Source organism: Acidovorax sp. SDU_ACID1, assembly GCF_045291395.1.
In the GTDB taxonomy this organism is placed as follows: domain Bacteria; phylum Pseudomonadota; class Gammaproteobacteria; order Burkholderiales; family Burkholderiaceae_C; genus MR-S7.
The window spans coordinates 1,611,209-1,635,119 of record NZ_CP152342.1; the positions used below are offsets into that span (position 1 = coordinate 1,611,209).

A 23,911-nucleotide genomic window follows, 5' to 3' on the forward strand; every position below is an offset into this window, starting at 1 on the left:
TCATCGTGTTCCCTAGTGATTGGGCATAGGAATTGCGATATGTTTCTCCGCGTTGGACACAACCATATTCCAGCGTCTTTTTATTGGAGATCCATATGCAACTGAAGTTGAAACTGACCGTGGCTGCTGCGATCGCAGCGGTTGCTGGGATGGCCGCCGCTCAAGAGGTGGTGAAGATCGGCCACGTGGCCCCGGTATCGGGTGCCCAGGCACACTACGGGAAGGACAACGAAAACGGCTCGCGCATGGCCATCGAGGAGTTGAATGCGCAGGGCGTCACCATCGGCGGCAAGAAGGTCAAGCTGGAACTGCTGGCGGAAGACGATGCGGCCGATCCGAAGCAGGGCACCGCTGCCGCACAAAAGCTGTGCGATGCGAAGGTGGCGGGCGTCGTCGGCCATCTGAACTCGGGCACCACGATTCCGGCTTCCAAGGTGTACAACGACTGCGGCATCCCGCACGTCACGGGCGCGGCGACCAACCCCAACCTGACCAAGCCCGGCTACAAGACCACCTTCCGCATCATCGCCAACGACAATGCGCTGGGTTCCGGCCTGGCTGTCTACGCCGCCGAAACCCTGAAGCTCAAGACCGTGGCCATTGTCGACGACCGTACGGCCTACGGCCAGGGCGTGGCCAACGTGTTCAAGCGCGTGGCCGCCGAAAAGGGCATGAAGGTGGTCGATGAGCAGTTCACGACCGACAAGGCCACGGACTTCATGGCCATCCTGACGGCCATCAAGGCGAAGAACCCCGACGCCATCTTCTTCGGCGGCATGGACCCGCAAGCCGGCCCCATGCTCCGCCAGATGGAGCAACTCGGCATGGCCAACGTGAAGTATTTCGGCGGTGACGGCGTTTGCACGACCGAGATCGCTAAACTGGCGGCAGGCGCCAAGACGCTGGGCAACGTGGTGTGCGCGGAAGGTGGCGCTTCGCTGGCGAAGATGCCTGGCGGCACGGCCTGGAAGGCCAAGTACGATGCCAAGTACCCTAACCAGTTCCAGGTGTACAGCCCCTACACCTACGATGCCACCATGCTGCTGGTCGATGCCATGAAGCGTGCCGGTTCGTGGGATCCCAAGGTGTACATCCCTGAACTGCTGAAGTCCAATTACAAGGGCGTGACCGCGAATATCGCATTCGAGCCGAATGGCGAGATGAAGAATCCCGCCATCACGCTGTATGTCTACAAGGACGGCAAGAAGACGCCGCTGAATTAATCAGCCGGTTATTTGTGCATTGCCGGTCCGACCAGGACCGGCATTAAAAAGGGGCTTCGATCGAAGCCCCTTTTTGCATCGCCTTCGGGTTATCGGTATCAGCGCCGGACCTGCAAGGCGCCGGGATTGACGATATTCGTCGGTGTTCCCTTGATGTAATTCACCACGTTGTCGAAGGCGGCACCGAAATAGAGCTCGTAGCTGTCCTGCTCCACGTAGCCGATATGCGGGGTGCAGATGCAGTTCTCCAGCCGCAACAGGGCATGGCCTTGCAGGATCGGCTCGCTTTCGAAGACGTCCACGGCCGCCATGCCGGGACGGCCGCGGTTGAGCGCGGCGATCAGCGCATCAGGTTCGACGAGTTCGGCGCGCGACGTATTCACGAACAGGGCGGTGGGCTTCATGCACGACAGATCGTCCAGCGTGATCATGTTGCGCGTCTCGTCCGTGAGGCGCACGTGTACCGACACCACGTCGCATTCCGCGAAGAACTCGGCGCGCGTGCTGGACACCTGCAGCCCGTCGCTGAGCGCCTGCGCGCGCGAGGCCTCCCGGCCCCAGACCCGCACGTTCATGCCGAAGGCGCGGCCGTAACTGGCGACGATCTGGCCAATGCGCCCGTAGCCCCAGATGCCCAGCGTCTTGCCACGCAGCACGGTGCCGATGCCGAAATTGGGCGGCATGGCGGCGGCGCGCAGGCCGGATTGCTGCCAGGCCCCATGCTTGAGGTTGGCGATGTACTGGGGCAGCCGCCGCATGGCGGCCATGATCAAGGCCCAGGTCAGTTCGGCAGGCGCCACGGGGGAGCTGACGCCTTCCGCGACGGCGATGCCGCGCTCCGTGCACGCCGGCACGTCGATATGCGAGCCTACCCGCCCGGTCTGGGCGATCAGCTTGAGGCGGGGCAGCTTGTCCACCAGCTGGCGGTTGATATGGGTGCGGTCGCGGATCAGGACGATGATGTCCGCGTCTTTCAGCCGCACCGACAACTGGCCCAGGCCCTTGACTGTATTCGTGTAGACCTTGGCGGAATACGGGTCGAGGCGGGGTGCGCAGTGGAGCTTGCGCACCGCGTCCTGGTAGTCGTCGAGAATGACTATGTTCATTGGGTCCGGTACATCTGCACGATGGTCGGCCATCGTGTTCAAAAAATGGTCGATGCGGCCGTCTTTTCGGCGCCAAGGTCGCATTGTCGTTGATGAAAAAGGGGGTGGCCGGGCCGCCCCGGCAAATCACGCAGGAATCGACACAAGGTTACAAAACGCCTCGGTGGCTCCATGGCAGGAGCGCGACAGGAATTGGCAGCTTGTCGAGAGAGGGCCACGGCCGGACGGCGTACTCTCGCGTACTTCCATTCCATTGACTGCCCATGACTGCCAAAAGCGCCACGCTCGATGCCCCGATGCCTCCGTCCGCAAGCGAGGCACAGCCCCAAGGCTTCCTCATGCCCATCGTCGGGGGCGCAGCGCTGGCCCATCTGCTCAACGACATGATCCAGGCCATGCTGCCTGCGATTTTCCCCATGCTCAAGGCGAACTTCTCGCTGAGCTTCGGGCAGATCGGGATCATCGCGCTGGTCTACCAGGCGACGGCATCGCTGCTCCAGCCGTGGATCGGCCTGTACACGGACAAGCATCCCAAGCCTTACCTGCTCCCTTCGGGAATGGTGATGACGCTGATCGGCATCGCGCTGATTGCCACCGCCGGAAGCTACCCCATGCTGCTCGTGGCGGCGGCCGTCGTAGGCGTGGGCTCCGCCACGTTCCATCCGGAAGCTTCGCGCATCGCACGGCTCGCATCGGGCGGGCGGTTCGGCACCGCCCAGTCGACCTTCCAGGTGGGCGGGAACACGGGCACTGCGATCGGACCGCTGCTCACGGCCGCCATCGTCATTCCGTATGGGCAATCGGCCGTCGCATGGTTCATGCTCGTCGCCCTGGCCGCCATCTTCGTGCTGTACCGCCTGACGGTTTGGGTGCTGCACCACGGCAAGGCAAAGGCCAAGAGCCTTGCGAAGAGCCACGGGGAAGGCCTGGACCGGGCGGGCGTCATCCGTGCCGTGACGGTCATCTGCATCCTCATGTTTGCGAAATTCGTCTACATCGCATCCTTCACCAACTACTTCACGTTCTATTTGATCCAGCGCTTCGGCTTGAGCGTTCAGCACAGCCAGGTTTTCCTCTTCCTGTTCCTCGCTGCGGTGGCGGCAGGCACGTTTGTCGGCGGGCCCGTGGGCGATCGCATCGGCCGCAAGGCGGTCATCTGGATTTCCTTTCTCGGCGTCGCGCCCTTTGCGCTTGCGCTGCCCTATGCCAACCTGTTGTGGACGGCGATCCTGGCCATTGCCGTCGGCCTGGTGATGTCCTCGGCATTCGCCGCGCTTGTGGTGTATGCCCAGGAGGCCGTGCCCGGCCGCGTCGGCCTGGTGTCGGGCCTCATGTTCGGGCTCATGTTCGGAATCGGCGGCATCGGCGCAGCCGGAGTCGGGGAACTGGCCGACAAGCATGGAATCGTCTGGGTCTACGGCGTGACCTCGTTCCTGCCACTGCTGGGATTGGCGACGGCATTCCTGCCCAATACCCGCAAGAAGAAGCTCTGACCTCGGTCATTCAGGCCCGCAGGGCACTACACCGTGAGCAGGCGCCTCAACCAGTCCAGGAGCACTGCCGGCAGATGCTCCGTGCGGGGCAGCAGTGCGAAATGGTGCGCGCCGAAAATAAAGGGCAGGTAGTCCGCCGCATGCCGGTCCACCGTCAAACAAAAGGGGGCGACGCCTTGTAGGCGCGCTTCGGCGACGGCCTGCCGGACATCCTCGATGCCGTATCGCCCCTCGTAGTCGTCGATATCGTTGGGCTTGCCGTCGGAGAGCAGCAGCAGCAGCCGGTGCGCCGCAGGGGTCTGCAGCAGGGTGGTGGATGCATGCCGCAATGCAGCGCCTGCGCGCGTGTAGTGCTCGGGCTCCAGCCCCGCGATGCGCAGGGCGACCGGAGATCCGTACGCTTCGTGGAAGCGTTTGACGTTGCGGACGGTGACGCCCTGAGGGCCTTCGCCCGAGAAGGCCTGCACGGCGAAGGGCGCACCCATGCCGTCGAGTGCGACGCTCACGAGCAGCAGTGCCTCGCGTGCCACGTCGATCACCCGCCGGCCTGGTGCGATCCACGCATCGGTGGAGCCGCTGACGTCGATCAGCACCATCACCGCTAGGTCCCGCCGCGTGCGCCGTTCACTGCAATAGCGGTGCTGGGACAAGGGCAGTCCGGCGGCAAAGTCCGCATGTGCTTCGACACAGGCATCGAGATCGATGTCGTCGCCATCGAGTTGTCGGCGCACGCGTGTCCGGCGGCTGCGCAGCAATTCGAATCGCCGGCGCACCTCCTGCAGCATCGCTTGCCGCTCGGCCAGCGTGTCCTGCAGCCAGCGTGCGGGGCCGTCAGATGCTTCGAACACCCGCACAGTGGCACCCGGAATCCGATAGGACCCTGTGCGAAAGTTCCATTCGGGATACTGCAGCGTGAGCGCATCGCGCCTTTCCGCATGCCAGGCTGCCTGATGTGCCAGCCTCTCGGGAGGATCGTCGCTCAACAGTACTTCCTTGGCACGCTCCGAAGTCGAGACGAGCCGCGCTTCGGGCAGCTCGGACAGTGCATCGGCAAACTCCTCTGCCGCTGTCTTGGCGTCCCGGTCGCTGGGTCGCTGCATGCCCATGGGGTCTTCGGCCTGCTCGTGTGGCTGAGCCGTCTGTACCATCCAGGCGCCCGATCCCCCTTCGTCGTCTTCATCCTCGCGTGGTTGACGCGCTTGCGGGCGGCGTGCCAAGCGTGCAGAACGTACGGGCATTTGCGGCGGTATCTGTTCGGCCGGCGGATTGTCGCCGGCGCAAGCCCTGGCCAGCGGGGCCGGATTGCGCATCTCTCCCAGCCATGCGTCCCGCCACAGCCACCGCTGTAGCCTGCCTTCCCCCTCTGCGGGAACGAACAGCGGCATCAGCTCCTGCGCGCGCGCCATCACCTGTGCCGCGCTGGCGGGCAGGGGGATCAGCCATTGCCTTGGGCCGCCTGCCTGCGGCAACGTGGAAAGCTCTGCAGGGTCGTACGCCAGCGGAGCGCCTGCAGGGGCAGCCAGGATGGCACGTGCCAATCTTTCCAAGCTGCGAAGGGCGCGTGGCAAGGTGTCTGGAGAAGGGCGCTCCTCCAGCGCAGCCTGGTGCAGGCGCTCCAGCGGCGCAGCCATGCCCGGCAGGAGAGCGATCAGCGCACGATCGGCCGCATGGGCTTCCAGCAGAGAAAACAGATCGCGCAACAACGGTCGGTGCGTGCTTGCGTGCAGGGGCGCCCCGCCTCGTCGTGCGCGCATCGCTTGGACCAAGGCCAGCACGCGGTAGCGTTCCGCTGCCATGGCGGGCGGCAGGGAGGCGGGCATTGTGCGAGGCAGCCATACGTGCGTTCCATCGGTGCCCGGTAAGGCCGAGGAGCGTGGCGGTGGCTCGTTGCGCACGAACCATCGGCGCAGGAATGTCACCGGTGCGGGCTCCTGCGCCGTCCGTAGCGAAAGCCCATCGCCGAAGGCCGCGCGTATCAGCAGGTCCAGCCGATCGGCGGAGTCCGCCAAATGCGATGAAGCGGGGCTTGTGTCGGGGCGATGCCTGCGCCACAAGGCCTGCGCGAAAGTCGTCGCGTGTCTCGCCGCGTCGGTGATGACGTCTTCGGCCTCGGCCATGGCTCACACGAAGGTGGCATCCACGAGGTCGCGCATGGCCCCCACCAGTGCGGGCTCGTCGGAGAGCGGGGACACTACGGCGCGGTAACAGGCTCGGCGCAATTCGATGCCACCTGCGGCCAGTTGCGCCGCGGCGACCAGCAGGCGCGTACTGGGCACTTCCGCCAAGCCGCGGTCCTGCAGTGCACGCAGGCGCACGGCCAGCTGTACCAATGCGCGGGCATCTCCCAGGGCCACGCCGCCCTCTTGCGCAACGATCTGCGCCTCCGCGTCTGGTGGTGGGAAATCGAAATCCAATGCCACGAAACGTTGCCGCGTGCTGGGCTTGAGGTCCTTGAGCATGCGCTGGTAGCCCGGGTTGTACGACACCACCAGGCCGAAACCGGGTGTGGCCTGCAGCAGCTCGCCTGTCTTGTCGATGGGCAGCATGCGCCGGTGGTCGGTGAGCGGATGCAGCACGACCACAGTGTCCTGCCGCGCCTCCACCACCTCGTCCAGATAGCACAGGGCGCCCTCGCGCACGGCACGTGTGAGAGGCCCATCCTGCCACACGGTGCCGTCATGGCGGATGAGGAACCGTCCCACCAAGTCGCTGGCGCTCAGGTCGTCATGGCAGGAAATGGTGATGAGCGGCCGTTGCAGGCGCCAGGCCATGTGCTCCATGAAACGCGTCTTGCCGCATCCCGTGGGCCCCTTGAGCATCACGGCCAGGCCCTGTGCGTGGCATCGTGCGAAAACCTCGACCTCGTCGCCGCTCGGCACGTAGTAGGGCGCGGCGGAGCCGGCTGCTGGCTGGGCGCCGGCCGGTTCATGTAGTGGCGGCAGTTCTGTTCGCATCGAGTGGATGGTTGGGGGCATCGGCGCGCAACGGTTCCAGCCGGGGCGCGTAGCGGAAGAAGTCGATGATGAACAGCGCGACCCCGATGGTGAAGATGGACGCTGTGATGATGAGCATGACGAAGTGCACCTGGATCTTGAGCTGCGCATCCAGGTAGCCCATTCCCATGATGCGTTCGAGGTACACCTGTCCGATGCCCGCCGTGGCAAACGACAGCGTCATGCCGAACATGCCGGCCATCTGCATCCAGAAGGAGAGATAGCCCATGGACGTGCCTTCCTCGGGTCGGCGCGTGAAGGAGGGCAGGGCATAGGTGATCATCGCCAGCACGATCATCGCGTAGGCGCCATAGAAGGCGGCGTGGCCATGCATGGCCGTGATCAATGTGCCGTGCGTCCATTTGTTGACGCTCGGAAACGTGTGTGCCAGCCCCAGGAGCCCCGCTCCGAACAGCGTGTAGACCGCGCTGCCCACGGTCCAGTGCAGCGCCAGCTTGTTGGGATGGGCCATGCCCGAACGCCGTATGGCGAAATACGCATACATCGCCATGCCCACCAGTGCCACAGGTTCCAGCGCGCTGAAGATGCCGCCGATCGGCAGCCAGTACGACGGCACGCCCACCCAGTAGTAGTGGTGCGCCGTGCCCAGGATGCCGGCAATGAAGACGAGCCCGACGATCACGTACAGCCACTTTTCCATCACCTCCCGGTCGGCGCCCGACAGGCGGATGAGCAGATAGGCCAGGAAGCCGCCCTGGATCATTTCCCACACTCCCTCCACCCACAGATGGATCGTCCACCACCGGTAGAAGATGGAAACGGTGTAGTTCTCGTAGTACAGCAGTGCAGGCAGGTACAGCACGGCGGCAAGGCCCAGGCCGCCCAGCAGCACGCCTTCCGTCGTGGTGAAGCGTCCCGACTTCCGGATGGTCATGCCCACGTTGTAGAGAAACATGAGCATGACGATGACGATGACGATCTTCGACGGCAGGGGCTGCTCCAGCAGCTTGTTGCCGGTGCCCCAGCGGAACAGGTAGCCGACCACCGTGGCCAGGCCCATCAGGGTCCACAGCACGAGCTGGACATAGGCGATCCGCGTGCTGTGGAGTTCGGTGCGGGATTCATCCGGCACCATCCAGTACGTGGCGCCCATGAAGCCGCAGATCACCCACACGATGAGCACGTTCGTGTGGATCATCTTGGTGACGTCGAACGGCAGGATGTAGAGCAAGGGATCGGGCCCCAGGTATTTGGTGGCCGACAGTAGCCCGAACACCAGCTGCAGGCCGAACAGGGCCACGGCCACGGCGAAGTACCAGTAGGCGACGGCTTGTGACTTGTATCTCATGGCGGACTCCCGGGAGAACCTGGCGCTGCGATGGTGCGGACCTGCCTGCACACACCATCGGTTGGCCTATTTCAACGACATCAAATAGGCCGTGAGCTGGTCGATCTGCTCCGGCTTCAGGTCTTTCGCATACGTTGTGGGCATGAACGAGGTGCCGTCTGCCGAATACATGGCGCCCGGCACCAGGTGTGCGCTGGGTTCCGCGATCGATTCGTGGATATGGCCGCTCACGTCGTGCGCCTTCCCCTTGTACTGGCCTGATGCCAGCAGTGATTCGGTACGACCCTGCAGGCCTGCCAGGGACGGGCCTGCCATGTCGACACCGGGTGCCGTGGAGTGGCACGCGGTGCACGCCGGTGTGGCAGAGCGAAACAGCCGCTCGCCGAGGGCAATGGGATCTTCCTGGCCACTGACGGGACGTGCCCCCGGGGGCGCGTCGCCTACGCCGCGGTCTGCGGCAGACGCATCCGTCTGCTGGCTGGCGCTTCGGTCGCTGCCCGGCAGGGCTGCTCCGGTAACGAGGATGGGCCGCGGGGGCCAGCCCTGGTTGTCTACATTGCTCACCCAGTCGAGGAAGGCGATGAGGCCCGCGATATCGTCATCGCTCAGATCCTGCTTGGGCATGAGGCGCCGATGGCGCTTCTCGTCGTAGAACTTCGACGGATCCTTGAGGTAGGCCTTGAGGTAGGCCTCTCCGCGCAGCTTGGTGATCTTGGTGAGATCGGGGGCGTAGTAGGCGCCTTCGCCGAACAGGGTATGGCAGTTGATGCAATTGTTCTTGTGCCATACGTCCTTGCCGAGCGTGACGGCAGGGGTGATGGCATGGGCGTTGGTGAGGCGGTCGAATTGCCGGTGGCTGTCCAGCGTCAGTCCTAGGAAGACGAGGGCCGAGGCGGCTGTGGCACCGATCGCGAACAGACGGGTTTGGCGCTTGTTCATTGCGCGCCTCACACGCCGATGCCGGACCAGTAGGTGAGCGCAATGATGCCGCCGTAGCAGATCGCGCCCACCATCAGCAGCACTACCGCATACGAGACCAGTTTGAACGGTACAAACTAAGCTTTCATGTGGGGCTCCCCTCTGTCTCACTCCTGCTGGAGTGGCTAGGTGTCGTTGCGCACCAATGTTGGGAACGCCGCATGCTCAGCGGTGTAGGACAAAGGCCCGAAAACTCTGGAGGGCGGCGCCAGTGGCCTGGCGGCCGCAGCCGCCAGCGCTTCAGGAATTGGCCGTGATGCCGGTTTGCCTGGCCACCGCCTGCCAACGCGCGATTTCCTCTCCGAGGAATTTCGAGAACGCTTGCGGACCGACCTGCATGGGGTCGATGAATGCTGCCGTCAGCTTGGCCTTGACATCGGGCAGTTCGACCGATTTCGCAAAGGCTGCGCCCAGCTGTTGCAATACCTCAGGCGGCGTCTTCGCCGGAGCCAGCACGCCGTACCAGGCGCTGGCGACGATACCCGGCACGCTTTCCGAGAAGGTCTGCACCTGCGGCAGCTTGGGATGGCGCGACGGGCTGGCGATGGCGAGAACCTTGAGCCGTTTCGCCTCGATGTGCGGCATGCAAGCTGGAACGGAGTTGATCACCAGCGGAATCTGCCCGCCGACGGCATCGCTCAGAGCAGCGCTGCCGCCCTTGTAGGGCACGTGTACAAGATCCATACCAGTCTTCAGCTTCAGCGTTTCCAGCAGCAGATGCGCCACCGACCCAGCGCCGGTGGTGCCCACTCCGGCATTGCGCACCTGGTCGCGCGGCAGCGCGAGCATGTCCTTCAGCGAGTCGGCCGGGAAGGAGGGGTGGGCCACAAGCAGTTGGGGCGACGAGCCGACGAGGGTGATGGGCGCGAAGTCCTTGATCGGGTCGAACGGAATCTTGGGCTGCACCGCGGGATTGGTCGCAAATGCGGCATCGGTGAGCAGGAGGGTATAGCCGTCCGCAGGGCCCTTGGCCACCGCGTCGGAACCGATCAAGCCGTTCGCGCCGGCTTTGTTGTCGACCACGACCGACCATCCCAACGTCTCGGTCAGGCGCTGTGCGATGGTCCGGGCAACCATGTCGGCACCCCCGCCCGCCGCGTACGGCACGATCAGCCGGATGGGACGGTTGGGAAAACCGTTTGCGAATGCGGAACCACTCGTGGCGCCAGCGGCGTGCGCGGCGGCCAGGGCGACGAAGTGGCGGCGGGAAATGGAGGGCATGTTCACAGCTCCTGCGATCTAGGGTTGAGAAAAGGAAAGCGGAGACCCGCAGGCGCCGATGTACTCACGCTCCACGGTGGGACCGATCTGCAGCGCCAGATCGATGACACGGGCGGCACGCTGGAAGGCGCAAGCCTCTTCCGGGGAGATCACGGCTCCCTCCTGCCGGCCAATGATCACTACCTCGTCCCCCACCTGCGCATCAGGCAGGCTGCTGAGGTCGATGCGCGTGTATTCGAGCGCGGGCTTGCCGAGGACAGGCGCCCGCTGGCCGCGCACCAGCACGCTGGCAGCATGGACGCGATGCATGCCATCCGAGTAACCGATGGGCAGCACGCCGACCCGCATGTCCTGGCGCATCGGGAAGGCTGCTTGTTGCAGGTGCTCGGTGCGCTCGACGGTCCGCACGGCGAGAAGGCGGGTGCGCAACTGGGCGAAGGCCTGCGCCGGCCCTCCCGACAGGGAGGAGAACAATGCGGCGCCGGGGTCCACCGCGCTGAGTGCCATGGATGCGCCGGCCATCCGCAGCACCTTCGAACTCGCGAGCGCGAACCACGGCACGTCGATGCCATCGGCCCGCAGTTCCTGGTGCAACCCGACGAAGCGGTCGTATTGCCATTGCATGCACTCGCGCACGCCTTCCCCGTCGCCGTGCTGCACGTTCGGGTGCGCATGCACCGCAAACAATTCCATCCGTGGATGCGCATGCACCCGCCGGATGAATTCACGCGCCTGCGACAAAGGCACGCCGATGCGCTCGGGCCCGATGTCGACCTTCACGGCAACGCGCACTCGGGCCTTCAGGTGCTGTGCGAAACCGGCGAAGGAGGCCTCGTCGTGCAACGAAGGCATCAGCGAATATTCCTCGTGGACCGCGACGCTGCCGGCGTCCGCCAGAGTGCCTGCGTACACCAGGATCGGCGCGGTGATGCCCGCTTCGCGCAGGGCGACCGCGTCGTGCAGGCTGGACATCGAGAGCGCGTCGGCGCCGTTCTCCAGCACCGTCAGCGCCACGGGCAAGACCCCGTAGCCGTATCCGCCGGCCTTCAAGGTCGCGATGAAAGGGCGGCCCTGGCCGATGACGGTGCGGATTTCGCGGGTACAGGCCGCAACCGCGCGCAGATCTATTTGGAAAACGTTGGGCCGATGGAGCATGGCCCGCACTGTCGCCCTGCGGCCGAGTGCTGACAAACGATGATTTTGGGCTGTATGCATGACTTAAAATCATGCGTATGCCGCGCAGTTCCAGCCGTGAGCTTCTTCCACCGCTATTGGCCGTGCGCGCCTTCGAGGCGGCAGCGCGGCGCCTCAGCTTCTCGCTGGCTGCACAGGACCTGCATGTGACGCAGAGCGCCGTCAGCCGCCAGGTTCGGCTGCTCGAGGACTTCCTCGGCTACCGGCTCTTCGTGCGCCTCACGCGCAGCGTGGCGCTCACCCCGCAGGGAGAGGATTTCTTCCGGGCGGCACAGCAAAGCCTCGATATTCTCGAAACGGCGACCCGCCGCGGACGGGAATCCGGAGGCCGCTGCACGCTCAAGATCAGCATCACGCAATCGCTGGCTTTTGAGTACGTGCTGCCGCGGCTGCCTGCGTTCTCGGCGGCGTGGCCGGATATCGAGGTGCGGGTGCTGACATCGACCGCGCCCGCGGATTTCCAAAGCGATGAATTCGACGCTGCGATCCGGCTCGGCCCGTTCCCGGGCAAGCGCTATCTGCGCAACCAGCCGCGCATCCCGCATGAGCTGGTGCGCAGTTGGAACGGCGTCGCGGCGTTCCAGCTCTGGGACGAGGTCCTCACGCCGGTGGCCAGCCGCCGCTTGATCGCGCCAGGTGCGTTGCACTCGCCCGCCGACCTCTGCCAATTCACCTTGCTTTCCGTGGCTCCCCGTCCCACTGCATGGAGCGACTGGTTCCGTTCGCGCGGCGAGACGCTGCCTGCCAAGGTGGCGACGAGCGACTTCGGGCACTTCTTCATGACCTTGGACGCGGCGCGCGCCGGGCGTGGGGTGGCATTGGTGCCCACGCTTTTCCTGCGCAGCCTCGATCCACTGTCCGACCTGTTCTGCCCTTTCGCGTCGAACGTGCCCAGTGCGGGCGAGTACTACTTCCTCTGCCGCGAAGAGACTGCCGCACGCGGACCGGTCGAGGCGCTCATCGCCTGGCTGCAGGCCGATGCGCGCGAGTTTGCCGATGCGACCGTGCAGTTCCCGCCGCGATAGGGCGGCCTTCGGCGCTTACTTCATGGTGAAGCGCGCGGTAGCGGCCTTGCCATGGACCGTGACGACCGCCACGGCCTTGGTGCCGGGCCCCACCTTGAAGCTTCCGGTGGCCTGCAGCCTGTCGCCAGCCGGCTGGAGCTCGACCTCCTGCTTGTCGGTGCCGGTCAGCAGCACGACTTTCGCGCGGGCCTGCGAGACATCGGCAGGCTTGCCGTGGTCGCGCACATAGAGCTGGATCGTGTCGGGCCGGGCGACGAGTTCGTAGTCCACGTCCTTGACCTCGACCACGACGCCGCCGTGCATCGGCTGGTGTCCGTGGGCATGGTCGTGCTTGCCGCCCGCGGCGAAAGCCGCGCTGGCGAGAGTCAGGGTGATGGCAGCGACAGCAGCATGCGTCTTCATGGTGTTTCCTTTCGGGTGGATGGAAAAAACGGGCATTGGGGAAATCACAGCGCCTCGGCGTCCTTGTCGTTCTCCAGCCGCTCGGCATCCTTGCGACCGAACAGCCAGAACATGGCGGGTGTGAGGAAGGTGTCGAGCAGCGTCGAGCTGATCAGGCCGGAGAAGATCACCACGGCCACCGGGTGCAGCACCTCGGTGCCGGGCTGCTCGGCCTCGAACAGCAGCGGCGCCAGCGCGAAGGCGGTGACCAGCGCCGTCATCAGCACCGGGGAGAGGCGCTCCAGGGAGCCGCGCAGGATCATCTTCCGGTCGAAGCGCTCGCCCTCGAAGCGCATCAGGTTGATGTAGTGGCTGACCTTGAGGATGCCGTTGCGCACCGAGATGCCCGCCAGCGTGATGAAGCCCACGAGCGCGGCCACCGACAGCGGCTGGCCCGACAGCGCGAGGCCGATCACCGCGCCGACCAGGGCCAGCGGGATGTTCACCATGATCAGGGCCGAGAGCGTGGTGGATTGATAACGGCTGTACAGCACCACGAACATCAGCGCCAGCGACACGATGGACAGCAGGCCGACGAGCCGCGCGGCTTCCTCCTGCGCCTGGAATTGTCCGCCCAGCGTGATGAAGGCTCCCTCGGGCAGCGGGGTTTCGGCGACGACCCGGCGGATGTCCGCAACGACTTCCGACAGCGCGCGGCCCGAAGCGTTGGCCGACAGCACGATGCGGCGCTTGCCATCGTCGCGGCTGATCTGGTTGGGGCCGTCGCCGTCCTCGATCGTCGCGACCTTGGAGAGCGGGATGTGGCCCGCCGGTGTTTCGATCAGGATCTGGCGCAAGCCCTCGATCGACCGCGCCGCCTCGGGCAGCTTCACCACCAGCGCGAAGCGCCGGCCTCCTTCGACGACCTGCGCGATCTTCTCGCCCTCGACCAGGCTCTGCAGCGTGGCCAGCACCTGCGGCGCGGGCACGCCGTACCGTGCGGCCGCGGCGTAGTCGATGTGCACCTTGATCTGCGGCGCCAGCACCTGCTTTTCGACCTGCAGGTCGGCGATGCCGGGAATAGCCGCCAGCCGCTGCCGCAGCGCCTCGGCCTGCCCGCGCAGCGCGTCCAGGTCCTCGCCGAAGATCTTGATCGCGATCTGCGAGCGCACGCCCGAGAGCATGTGGTCGATGCGGTGCGAGATCGGCTGTCCGATCTCGATGGCGGCCGGCAGGTTGGCCAGGCGTGCGCGGATGTCGGCCCGCACCTCGTCCATGCTGCGCGTGAGTTCGGCGGTGGGCTTCAGGCCGACGTCGAGTTCGCTCACGTGCACGCCCTCGGCATGTTCGTCCAGCTCGGCGCGGCCGCTGCGCCGCCCCACGTGCGTGACCTCGGGCACCTGGCGCACCAGCACCTCGGCCTGGCGCGCCACCGCGGAGCTCTCCGGCAGGGTGACGCCCGGATTCAACCGCAGGCCGATCAGCAGCGTGCCTTCGTTGAACGGCGGCAGGAAGGTCGTCGGGAAGAAGGGCACCGCCGCCGTGGCCGCCACGACCGCGATGGCCGCGGCGGCGAGCGCGGCCCGGGGTCGCTCCAGCACGGCCTCCAGACCGCCCCGGTAGCGCGCCTTCAGCCAGGCGAGCACCCGGGTGTCGCCATGGTCCAGGTGCTTCATGCGGGGCAGCAGAAAGAAGCTCAGCACCGGCGTGACCGTCACCGACACCACCAGCGAGGCCAGCGTCGAGACGATGAAGGCGATGCCCAGCGGCACGAACAGCTTGCCCTCCAGCCCGGGCAGCGCGAACAGCGGGATGAAGACCAGCACGATGATCACCGTGGCATAGAGGATGGCCGAGCGCACCTCCATCGTCGCGCGGCCCACCACTTCGAGCGGATGCAGCCGCTTGCCAGGGTGCCTGGCGCGGTCTTCCTTCAGGCGGCGCAGCACGTTCTCCACGCCGACGACCGCATCGTCCACCAGCCCGCCGATGGCAATCGCCAGGCCGCCCAGCGTCATGGTGTTGATCGACAGGCCGAACCAGCGGAAGACCAGCGCGGTGATGAAGATCGACACGGGGATGGCCGTCAGCGCGATGATGGTGGGCCGCAGCGTGCCGAGGAAGAAGAACAGGATCGCCGCGACGAACACCGAGGCGCCGATCAGCTTGCCTTGCAGCGTGGTGATCGACGCCTCGATGAAGCTGGCCTGGCGGAAGGTGACGCGCGGCGCCTCCATGCCTGCGGGCAGCGAGCCCTGCAGCCCGGCCAGCGCGTCCTCGATGGCCGTGGTCAGGGCGATGGTGTCGGCAGTGGGCTGCTTCTGGACGCCCAGGATCACGGCCGGCTTGCCCTCGAAGCCCGCGTCGCCGCGCTGGATGGCGGCGGCGAAGGTCACTTCGGCGATCTGGCGCAGCACGATGGGCTGCCCCTGGCGGGCGGTGAGCGCGAGGTTCTTCAGGTCCTCCAGGCGCGACGTGCGGCCGATGTGGCGGATCAGGTATTCGCGCCCGTTCAGCTCCAGGAATCCCCCCGACGTGTTGGCCGAAAAGCCCTTGAGCGCCGCGGCGAGCTGCTCGTGCGAGATGCCCAGGTCGGCCATGCGTGCCGTGTCCGGCTGCACCTGGAACTGCCGTACCTCGCCACCGATGGGAATCACCTGCGCCACGCCCGGCACCGACAGTAGCCGGGGGCGCAGCACCCAGTCGGCGTACTCGCGCACGGCCATGGGGCTGATCTTCTGCGGGTCGACCGGAATGGCGATCTGCATGATCTCGCCCATGATGGAACTGATGGGCCCCATGCGCGGCACGACGCCTTCGGCCAGGCCTTCCTCCATCGAGGCCAGCCGCTCGGAGACGAGCTGGCGGGCACGGAAGATGTCGGTGCTCCAGCCGAAGGTGACGTAGAGGAAGGACAGGCCGGCCGACGAGGTCGAGCGCACCGACTCGACGCCGGGCAGCCCGTTCATGGTCGTCTCCAGCGGGAAGGTGATGAGCTGCTCCACCTCCTCGGCGGCCATGCCGCCGGCCTCGGTCATGATGGTGACCGTGGGCTTGTTGAGGTCGGGGAACACGTCCACCGGCGTGCGGGACAGTGTGAAGGCACCGTAGGCCATCAGCACGACGCTGGCGATGATCACCAGCAGCCGGTTGGCCAGGCTGTTGTCGAGAAGCCACTTGAACATGCGGGCTCCTTCAGCGCACCTGGTTGATCAGCGTGGCCCCTTGCGTGGCCACCCGGTCGCCGGCCGCGAGGCCCGACGTGACCGCCGCGTTCACGCCGTCCAGCGGCTCGGCCGTCACGGGGCGCGGCTCGAAGCGCTCCGGCGCGGTCTTCACCCAGACGATGGTCTGGTTCGCAGGGTTCTTCATCAGCGCGGCCACGGGCACCGCGATGCCCTGGACCGTGGCCTTGCTCTGCACGAAGACGCGCACCGGCTGGCCCACGGCCAGCGCCGACAGCGCGGGTCCTTCGGCGCGGAAGGCGAGCGGCAGCGCCTGCTCGCGCAGGCTGCGCGCGGCGCCGATGAAGGCCAGCGGAACGCGCTCCTGGCCGATGGCCAGCGTGGCGCTGCCGATGTCCGCGCCGACCGCCGGGTCGAAAGCGAGCGCCTCGATGCGCAGCCGCGCCGGGTCGATCACCTCGAAGACCAGTTCGCGCGCATCCACCACCTGGCCGGCCACCGCGTTGGCCGAGGCGATCACGCCGGAGACGGGCGCCACCAGGGCCTCGCGGGTGGAGAGCCCGGCGCCGACGGCGGCGATGCGCTCGGCCAGGCTGCGGGCCTCGCTCTCGGCCGCCTCGATGTCCTTGCGCGGCACGGTGTCTGCCAGTTCCTGCAGGCGTGCGGCGCGCTTGTCGGCCAGGCCTTTGGCGGCACGCAGCTCGGCCAGTTGCGCGGCCTGGTTCGAGCGCTCGATGGGGGCGGCCGACGGGACGACATAGGCCAGCACCTCGCCCTTGCGCACTGCCTGGCCGGGGTTCGGCAGCCCGCGCGGACCCGGTTCGATGCGGCCGGCGCTCGTAGGCTGGACCTTGCCCCCCGCGTTGGGGTCCATGGCCACCTTGCCGTTCAGTTCGAGCGCGCGTGGCAGCGCGCCTTCCTCGGCGCGCAGGGTGCGCACGCCGAGCTGCGCTGCGCGGGCTTGGGCAGGAACACGCTGCCATCGGGCAGGCGCTGCGGGCCGTTGGCGTTCGGCGCTGCGGGATTGTCGCCATGGTCGTGACCTTCGCCGGCGAAGGCGCAGGGGAGCATGCTCAGCGACAGCGCGGCGGCCAGGGTGAGAACTATGCGTCGCGCGGTCATGCGGCACCCCCTGCGCGGCGTTGGCGGGAGGCCGCCGTGCGGCCGATGGCGACCAGCACCGCGAGCGCTGCAGCCGCGCCGGCGGCCCAGGCCGCATAGCGGGCCCAGGGCCTGGAGGGTGCAGTGGCGTCGGCGTGGGCGTGCTCGTGGAGGTCGAGTTCGCCGGCCAGCAGATCGACGTCGCTGCCCGCAGTGACTGTCGCCGTGATCGGCAGCACGCCCGGCTCGGGCTCGGCAGCGAGCATGAGTTCATAGGCATCGTCATGCGGTTCGGCCTGGAGTTTTTCGCCGGCGATGTCGAGTTCGATCCGCGCGCCGGTCACCGGCGCGTTGTCGTCGGCGCGGTCGAGCCAGAGCGTGATGCGCTTGCCGTTCAGCACGCCGACGAGTTCGAAGAGTTCCGACGCGGCGGCAAAGCGCGGCAGCGCGGGGCCGGTGGCGGCGGGGACCGCGTCGCCGTGGTCGTGGCCTTCGCCGGCGCGCGCCAGCGGAGACAGGAGGAGGGCGGCGATGCCGAGCACCGCCAGCAGGGATGAGGGTTTCATGGTCGAGGTTTCGAAAAGAGATTTGCTACTTGTTTGATAGCTGCTCGCGCTTGATGAATAAGTGCTGGAGGCCAATTTCATTCATATCCTGCCGCTCACTGCGGCAGCAGGCCCAGCGCTTGGCGCCAAGTGGAAATGGCCGCGGCCAGCTCGATGCGGCTGCGCGCGGCCTGGCGCTCGGCATCGAAGGCCTCGTTCTCGATGCGCAGGCGCGTGGGCAGGTCGGTTTCGCCCAGGCGGAAGGACTTGTCGAAGAAGCCGCGTGTCTCGCGCGCCAGCGCGGCGCGGCGTTCGGCGGCCGCGAGCTGGGCGCGTGCGGCATGGACGCGGGCGACGGCGGCCTCGCCCTCGGACTGCAGCCGCGCACGGTCGAGCGCGAGCTGCGCCTGGGCTTCCATGGCGTCGGCCCGCGCCGCCGCCACGCGGCTGTCGTGGCGCGGCCCTGCGCCCAGGGGGATGCGGATGCCCAGCGTGACGGTGCGGCCGTAGCGCTCGTCGAACGACCCGCGCTCGCGTGTGGCGGACAGGGTCAGCTCCGGGTTGGCGCGCGATTGCGTGGCCGCCAGCGCTGCGGCGCGCTCGGCCACGGCGGCACGGTCCTGCAACTCGGCCAGCGCCGGGTGCGGCGGTGCGTCTGCCGATGCAGGTTCCGGCTCATCGGGGGCAGGGTCCGCAATCGCTGTGATGGCCGCGCCGCCGGTCAGCGCCCTCAGCTGTTGGAGTGCCGCCGTCGTTGCGGCCTCGGCCTGCGCCACGGCGGCCTCGGCCGCGGCGACGGCGCCGTCGGCCTGGTGCCGGTCGGCCCGCGCCAGGTCGCCGGCCTGGGCGCGCCGCGCGACGTCGGCGGCGATGCGGCGCGCGCTGTCCCATTGCCCGCGAGCCATCTCTGCATCGATGCGTGTGCGCTGCCAGCTCCACCAGGCCTCGCGCACCGTGGCGGCTAGGCGCAGGCGCGCGGCCTCCACGCGGCTTTCCAGGGCGGCGGCCGCGCTGTCCGCCAAGGCGCCGTTGCTGCGCCGCTCGCCGGGCAGCCACAGGGGGATGGCAATGGCCGCTTCGAGTTCGCGCGCGCCATCGTTGCGCGTGAACCGGTCGGACTTGGCCGCGACTGCGAGTGCGGGCGGCTCGGGTGTCCATGCGCCCGCGGCGCGCTGCTGCGCCTGCACGGCATCCCGGCGCGCAGCCAGGGCCTGTGCCTCGGGCTGGCGTGCCCAGGCCGTCTCATAGACATCTTTCAGGCTGGCCGGTGCTGGCGTTGCCTGGGCAAAACCGCCGGCGCCCATGCCGGCCAGGGTAAGGGCAAGCAGGGCCTGCCGAAGATGGTTCGGTATTCGTGTTGTCGGATACATCCGATGCTCCAGTGTTGAGGACGGGACACGGGAGACCGGCAAGCAGCGGCCGGGCGGGCAGCGAAGGGGCTGCGCGCTCGGGCGCGAACGGGATGGAGGAGAAGGAGGGTCCCGCCTCGCCGGTCAGGCGAGGGGAGCCCATTTGGGACGTTCGGGGCGGACGGACGCCAAGGCCGCCCACGGGTCGTCGATGGGCTGGACAGACGGGCCGGGAATCCGTTCCAGGGGCAGCGGCGCCAGCCCGATCAGCAGGCCCGCGCATTGCCCATGGCAGTGCCCGCAGTCATGGTGCCCATGGGGCGCCCCATCGCTGCCGGCGTCCTGGGCCTGCGGCGCATCCGCCAGCACGGAGGCATGGCCGTGCGCGCTGGGGTCGTGGTGCCCGAGGTGGTCCGAGGCCGCCGCGCCCGGTGTGTGGACGCAATAGCCCGCCGCCACCGCCCAGGTGGCCTGGGCGGGCATGAGCACGAGCAACAGGATGGCGAGCCAGCGGCGCATCGAAAAAAGTGTAGCAGCAGCGAGGGAGGCGCTATTTCAAACCTTGAAGCCACTCCAAGGTCAAGCTGCAAGGTTTTTCTTGGTGAAAACCCCTATTTGCATGCGATTGCAAGGCGCCAAAAGTATGCTGCATTCGTATGCAACCCGTCCCAACCCAGAGAACCTCATGATCAGATACCTCAAACGCGGCAAGGCCATGCAGATCCGTGCCGAAGACGATGCCAAGGTGCGCGCCACCGTGGAAGGCATCATCCAGGACATCGAACGCCGAGGCGACGAAGCCGTGCGCGAATACAGCCGCAAGTTCGACCAGTGGGACCCGGCGGACTTCCGCCTGTCCCAGGCGGAGATCGAAGCGGCGCGCAAGAGCCTGTCCGCGCGCGAGATCGAGGACATCGCCTTCGCCCAGAAGCAGGTGCGCAACTTCGCGCAGATCCAGCGCGACTCGATGCGCGACGTGGAGGTGGAGACGTACCCCGGCGTCGTCCTCGGCCACAAGCACATCCCGGTGAATGCGGTGGGCTGCTACATCCCGGGCGGCAAGTACCCCCTGCTCGCATCGGCGCACATGAGCGTGCTGACGGCCAAGGTGGCAGGTGTCAAGCGCGTGGTGTCCACCGCGCCGCCGTTCCAGGGCAAGCCGCATCCGGCCATTGTCACGGCCATGGCCATGGCGGGGGCGGACGAGATCCTCGTGCTCGGCGGCGTGCAGGCCGTGGTGGCAATGGCGGTGGGCACGCAGAGCATCGCGCCGGTGGACATGCTGGTCGGTCCCGGCAACATGTTCGTGGCCGAGGCCAAGCGGCAGCTGTTCGGCCGCGTGGGTATCGACCTGTTCGCGGGGCCGACGGAGACGCTGGTGATCGCTGACGAGTCGGTGGATGCTGAGATGTGCGCCGTGGACCTGCTGGGCCAGGCCGAACACGGGCCGACGTCGCCCGCCGTGCTGCTGACGACCAGCGAAAAGCTCGCCCGGGACACCATGGCCGAGGTGGAGCGGCAGCTCCAGATCCTGCCCACGGCAGCGATCGCGGCGCAGAGCTGGGCGGAGTACGGCGAGGTGATCGTCTGCGACAGCGACGAGGAAATGCTGGCGAAGGCGGACGAGCTGGCCTCCGAGCACGTGCAGGTGATGACGCGCGACCCGGACTACTTCCTGCAGCGCATGACCAACTACGGGGCGCTGTTCCTCGGGCCGCGCACCAACGTCAGCTTCGGCGACAAGGTCATCGGCACCAACCACACGCTGCCCACGAACAAGGCGGCCCGCTACACGGGCGGCCTGTGGGTGGGCAAGTTCCTCAAGACCTGTACCTACCAGAAGGTGCTGACGGACGAGGCCAGCGCGCTCATGGGCGAATACTGCTCGCGCCTGTGCCACATGGAGAACTTCGCGGGGCACGGCGAGCAGGCCAACCTGCGCGTGCGCCGCTATGGCACGCGCGCCGAGGTGCCCTGGTACCAGCCCGTGCCGGCCGAGGCATGAGCATGCTGCCGCGCACCCCCAGCTTCAGGCTGGACGGCAAACGCGCCCTGGTCACGGGCGCGGGCCGCGGCATCGGCCTCGCGGCCGCGGCGGCCTTGGCGCAGGCGGGCGCCGCCGTCACCCTGGCTGCGCGATCGGAAAACGAGTTGATCGCCGCTTGCGAGCGCCTGCGAGAGGAAGGCGGCCAGTGCGACTACCTGGTCCTGGACGTGACCGATGCGCGGGCCGTGGACGAGCGGCTGGCGGGGCTGGGCGCGTACGACGTGCTGGTCAACAACGCCGGCATGAACCGGCCCAAGCCGCTGGCGCAGTTGGAGAACGAGGACATCGACGCAGTGCTCGACCTCAACGTGAAGGCCGCGTTCTACGTCACCCGCGCGGTGACGCGGCGCATGGCCGCAGAGGGCATCTGCGGCAGTGTGATCAACGTGTCGTCGCAGATGGGGCACGTCGGCAGCCCGCGCCGCACCCTGTACTGCGCGAGCAAGCATGCCGTCGAAGGCATGGGCAAGGCGCTGGCGTGGGAGCTGGGCCCTGCGGGCATCCGTGTGAACACGGTGTGCCCGACCTTCATCGAGACCGACATGACGGCGCGCATGTTCCAGGAGCCGGGCTTTCGCCAGTGGGTCATGGAACGCATCGCGCTCGGGCGCCTCGGGCAGATGGAAGAGGTGATGGGCGCCTTCGTCTTTCTCGCCAGCGATGCCTCCAGCCTGGTGACCGGCAGCGCGCTGATGCTCGACGGCGGCTGGACCGCGGCATGAAGACCAACGTCACGGCGCAGGACGTCGCCCGGCTCGCGCAGGTGTCGCAGTCGGCGGTGAGCCGCACGTTCACGCCCGGCGCCAGCGTGTCGGAAGAAACGCGCGGCAAGGTCATGCTGGCGGCCCAGACCCTGGGCTACCGGCCCAACGCGCTGGCGCGCAGCCTCATCACGCGGCGCAGCCGGATCATCGCGCTGGTGATGAGCTACCTGGAAAACCAGTTCTATCCGCTGGTGATCGAGAAGCTGTCGCAGAAGCTGCAGAAGCAGGGCTACCACGTGCTGATGTTCATCAGCGACCTCGACGAAACGGATGGCGTGCTCACCGAGATCCTGCAATACCAGGTGGACGGCATCGTCATGGCCTCGACGACGCTGTCCACCGCGCTGGCGAAGACCTGCGCCGACGCGGGCGTGCCCGTGGTGCTGTTCAACCGTGTGCCCGACATGAGCGCGCTGGCGCGGCACAGCACCAGCTCCGTGACCTCGGACAACTACAAGGGCGGGCGCATGGTTGCGGAGCTGCTGCTGGAGCGGGGCTACCGGCGCCCGGCTTTTCTGGCGGGCCTGGAGAACTCCTCGACGAATCAGGAGCGCGAGCGCGGTTTCAGCGATGCGTTGAAGGAGGCGGGCCATGCGCCGTACCGCCGGGCGGTCGGCCACTACAGCTTCAGCGGCGCCCAGGAAGCCACGCGCGAGCTGTTCGGCAGCGGCCAGCCGCCCGACGCGGTGTTCGTTGCCAACGACCACATGGCCATCGCCGCGATGGACGTGCTGCGCCTGGAACTGGGCCTGCGCGTACCGCAGGACGTCGGGGTCATCGGCTTCGACGACGTGCCCCAGGCGGCGTGGGGCTCCTACCGCCTGACCACCGTGGTGCAAAGCGTCGAGGACATGGTGAGCGCCACCGTGGATCTGCTGCATGAGCAGATGCAGGGCGATGTGAATTCCCGCAACGTCGTGGTTCCCTGCCGCATCGTCGAGCGCGATTCGGTGCGGACCCACGCGGTCTGATCAATCAAAGGAGAAAATTTCGTGTCCATCCATCAACGGCGCCGCCGTTCCCTGAGCGCCGCGCTGGCCGCGGCTTGCGCCACGCTCGCATTCCTGCCTGGCCTGGCCTCGGCGGACAACTGGCCCAGCAAGCCCGTCAAGTACATCGTGCCGTTTTCCACCGGTGGGGTTTCGGACGGCGTGGCCCGCCTGATCGCCCAGAAACTGGGCGAACGCCTGGGCCAGCCGGTGGTGATCGAGAACCGCCCGGGCGTCTCGGGCATCGTCGGCACACAGGCCGCCGCGCGCTCCCCGGCCGATGGCTACACCCTCATGGGCGGCACCATCACCACGCACGCGGTCAACCCTTTCTTCAACGACAACCTGGGCTACGACCCGGTCAAGGATTTCGCGCCCGTCAACCTGGTGGGCATGGTGAGCAACGTGCTGGTCGTGCCTGCCGGCAGCCGCTTCAATTCGGTCGCGGAGATCACGGCGGAGCTCAAGGCCAAACCGGAAAGCCTGACCTATGGAACGGCGGGTGCCGGCACGTCGCAACACCTTTCGGGGCAGCTCTACCAAAGCCTCACGGGCACCCGGCTGCGCCAGATTTCCTACAAGGGGGCTCGCAGGCCATGGTCGATCTCGTGGGCGGCCAGATCGACATGGTGTTCGAAACCGTGGCCGCGGCGCGGCCCATGATCGACGGCAAGCGCGTCAAGGTGCTGGGCGTCACCTCGAAGAAAGCAGTGCCCAGCCTGCCGGGCGTGCCTTCCCTGGACGAGGCCGGCGTCACCGGGTTCGAGATGCAGTCCTGGCAAGGCGTGTTCGCCCCGGCCGGTACGCCCAAGCCCATCGTCGAGCGCCTCGGCAAGGAAATCGCCGCCATCGTGGCCAGCCCCGACACGCAGGAGCGGTTGCGCAATCTGGGCGTGGAGCCCGACGGGCGCACCGCCGAGCCGTTCGCCGCTTTCCAGCGTGCCGAAATCGCCAAATGGGAAAAGGTCATTCGCGACGCGCGAATCCAGGCCGAATAAACCGCAATCC

18 protein-coding genes and 2 pseudogenes are annotated in these 23,911 nt (G+C 67.1%); 7 read left to right on the forward strand and 13 right to left on the reverse strand.

Annotation, left to right across the window (positions count from 1 at the left end):
- The first annotated feature begins 95 nt into the window (after window positions 1-95).
- Window positions 96-1,223 carry a branched-chain amino acid ABC transporter substrate-binding protein gene (locus AAG689_RS07970; RefSeq protein WP_024001199.1) on the forward strand — a complete coding sequence of 376 codons (1,128 nt, stop codon included), beginning with the start codon at window positions 96-98 and terminating at the stop codon, window positions 1,221-1,223.
- Window positions 1,224-1,321: 98 nt separating this feature from the next.
- On the opposite strand, the gene AAG689_RS07975 is transcribed toward AAG689_RS07970, so the two are convergent.
- Window positions 1,322-2,329, reverse strand: a complete 1,008-nt coding sequence (locus AAG689_RS07975; RefSeq protein WP_406625489.1) for a D-2-hydroxyacid dehydrogenase family protein — start codon at window positions 2,327-2,329, stop codon at window positions 1,322-1,324.
- A gap of 263 nt (window positions 2,330-2,592) precedes the next feature.
- On the opposite strand from AAG689_RS07975, the gene AAG689_RS07980 reads away from it, so the two are divergent.
- On the forward strand, window positions 2,593-3,822 hold the full coding sequence (locus AAG689_RS07980) for an MFS transporter (RefSeq protein WP_406625490.1): 1,230 nt from the start codon (window positions 2,593-2,595) through the stop codon (window positions 3,820-3,822).
- 26 nt (window positions 3,823-3,848) lie between these two features.
- Here AAG689_RS07980 and AAG689_RS07985 read toward each other — a convergent pair whose 3' ends face one another.
- From AAG689_RS07985 to AAG689_RS08010, 6 genes are all read right to left on the reverse strand, one after another.
- On the reverse strand, window positions 3,849-5,939 hold the full coding sequence (locus tag AAG689_RS07985) for a nitric oxide reductase activation protein NorD (protein WP_406625491.1): 2,091 nt from the start codon (window positions 5,937-5,939) through the stop codon (window positions 3,849-3,851).
- A 3-nt stretch (window positions 5,940-5,942) separates the two neighbouring features.
- A complete protein-coding gene (locus AAG689_RS07990; protein ID WP_406625492.1) occupies window positions 5,943-6,776 on the reverse strand; it encodes a CbbQ/NirQ/NorQ/GpvN family protein in 834 nt (277 codons plus the stop codon).
- Window positions 6,748-8,124, reverse strand: coding sequence for a cbb3-type cytochrome c oxidase subunit I (locus tag AAG689_RS07995; RefSeq protein WP_406625493.1), 1,377 nt, complete (start codon window positions 8,122-8,124; stop codon window positions 6,748-6,750). The genes AAG689_RS07990 and AAG689_RS07995 overlap by 29 nt, the downstream gene beginning before the upstream one ends.
- Before the next feature lie 66 nt (window positions 8,125-8,190).
- Window positions 8,191-9,063 (reverse strand): c-type cytochrome, encoded by an 873-nt coding sequence (locus AAG689_RS08000; RefSeq protein ID WP_406625494.1) that lies wholly within the window; start codon window positions 9,061-9,063, stop codon window positions 8,191-8,193.
- A gap of 279 nt (window positions 9,064-9,342) precedes the next feature.
- Complete coding sequence (locus AAG689_RS08005; protein WP_406625495.1) at window positions 9,343-10,323, reverse strand: tripartite tricarboxylate transporter substrate binding protein; 981 nt, start codon at window positions 10,321-10,323, stop codon at window positions 9,343-9,345.
- A gap of 18 nt (window positions 10,324-10,341) precedes the next feature.
- Window positions 10,342-11,478, reverse strand: a complete 1,137-nt coding sequence (locus AAG689_RS08010; RefSeq protein ID WP_406625496.1) for an alanine racemase — start codon at window positions 11,476-11,478, stop codon at window positions 10,342-10,344.
- A 122-nt stretch (window positions 11,479-11,600) separates the two neighbouring features.
- Between AAG689_RS08010 and AAG689_RS08015 the strand changes: the two genes are divergently transcribed.
- Window positions 11,601-12,542, forward strand: coding sequence for a LysR substrate-binding domain-containing protein (locus AAG689_RS08015; RefSeq protein ID WP_406625497.1), 942 nt, complete (start codon window positions 11,601-11,603; stop codon window positions 12,540-12,542).
- A gap of 15 nt (window positions 12,543-12,557) precedes the next feature.
- Here AAG689_RS08015 and AAG689_RS08020 read toward each other — a convergent pair whose 3' ends face one another.
- The 6 genes and pseudogenes from AAG689_RS08020 to AAG689_RS08045 all read right to left on the reverse strand — a co-directional run bounded on the left by AAG689_RS08020 (window position 12,558) and on the right by AAG689_RS08045 (window position 19,622).
- Window positions 12,558-12,944, reverse strand: coding sequence for a hypothetical protein (locus tag AAG689_RS08020; protein WP_406625498.1), 387 nt, complete (start codon window positions 12,942-12,944; stop codon window positions 12,558-12,560).
- A 44-nt stretch (window positions 12,945-12,988) separates the two neighbouring features.
- A complete protein-coding gene (locus tag AAG689_RS08025; protein ID WP_406625499.1) occupies window positions 12,989-16,108 on the reverse strand; it encodes an efflux RND transporter permease subunit in 3,120 nt (1,039 codons plus the stop codon).
- A 10-nt stretch (window positions 16,109-16,118) separates the two neighbouring features.
- Window positions 16,119-17,230, reverse strand: a pseudogene (locus AAG689_RS08030) (efflux RND transporter periplasmic adaptor subunit).
- Window positions 17,227-17,856 (reverse strand): hypothetical protein, encoded by a 630-nt coding sequence (locus AAG689_RS08035; protein ID WP_406625500.1) that lies wholly within the window; start codon window positions 17,854-17,856, stop codon window positions 17,227-17,229. Before AAG689_RS08035 ends, AAG689_RS08030 begins: the two are co-directional and overlap by 4 nt.
- A gap of 14 nt (window positions 17,857-17,870) precedes the next feature.
- A complete protein-coding gene (locus tag AAG689_RS08040; RefSeq protein ID WP_406625501.1) occupies window positions 17,871-19,058 on the reverse strand; it encodes a TolC family protein in 1,188 nt (395 codons plus the stop codon).
- A gap of 189 nt (window positions 19,059-19,247) precedes the next feature.
- Complete coding sequence (locus AAG689_RS08045; protein ID WP_406625502.1) at window positions 19,248-19,622, reverse strand: hypothetical protein; 375 nt, start codon at window positions 19,620-19,622, stop codon at window positions 19,248-19,250.
- 166 nt (window positions 19,623-19,788) lie between these two features.
- On the opposite strand from AAG689_RS08045, the gene hisD reads away from it, so the two are divergent.
- The 4 genes and pseudogenes from hisD to AAG689_RS08065 all read left to right on the forward strand — a co-directional run bounded on the left by hisD (window position 19,789) and on the right by AAG689_RS08065 (window position 23,901).
- Complete coding sequence (hisD, locus tag AAG689_RS08050) at window positions 19,789-21,108, forward strand: histidinol dehydrogenase (RefSeq protein ID WP_406625503.1); 1,320 nt, start codon at window positions 19,789-19,791, stop codon at window positions 21,106-21,108.
- 2 nt (window positions 21,109-21,110) lie between these two features.
- Window positions 21,111-21,872, forward strand: a complete 762-nt coding sequence (locus AAG689_RS08055) for an SDR family NAD(P)-dependent oxidoreductase (RefSeq protein ID WP_406625504.1) — start codon at window positions 21,111-21,113, stop codon at window positions 21,870-21,872.
- Entirely contained in the window at window positions 21,869-22,885 is a 1,017-nt protein-coding gene (locus AAG689_RS08060) for a LacI family DNA-binding transcriptional regulator (protein WP_406625505.1), read from the forward strand. Before AAG689_RS08055 ends, AAG689_RS08060 begins: the two co-directional genes overlap by 4 nt.
- A gap of 231 nt (window positions 22,886-23,116) precedes the next feature.
- Window positions 23,117-23,901 (forward strand): annotated as a pseudogene (locus tag AAG689_RS08065) (Bug family tripartite tricarboxylate transporter substrate binding protein).
- The last annotated feature ends 10 nt before the right edge of the window (window positions 23,902-23,911 follow it).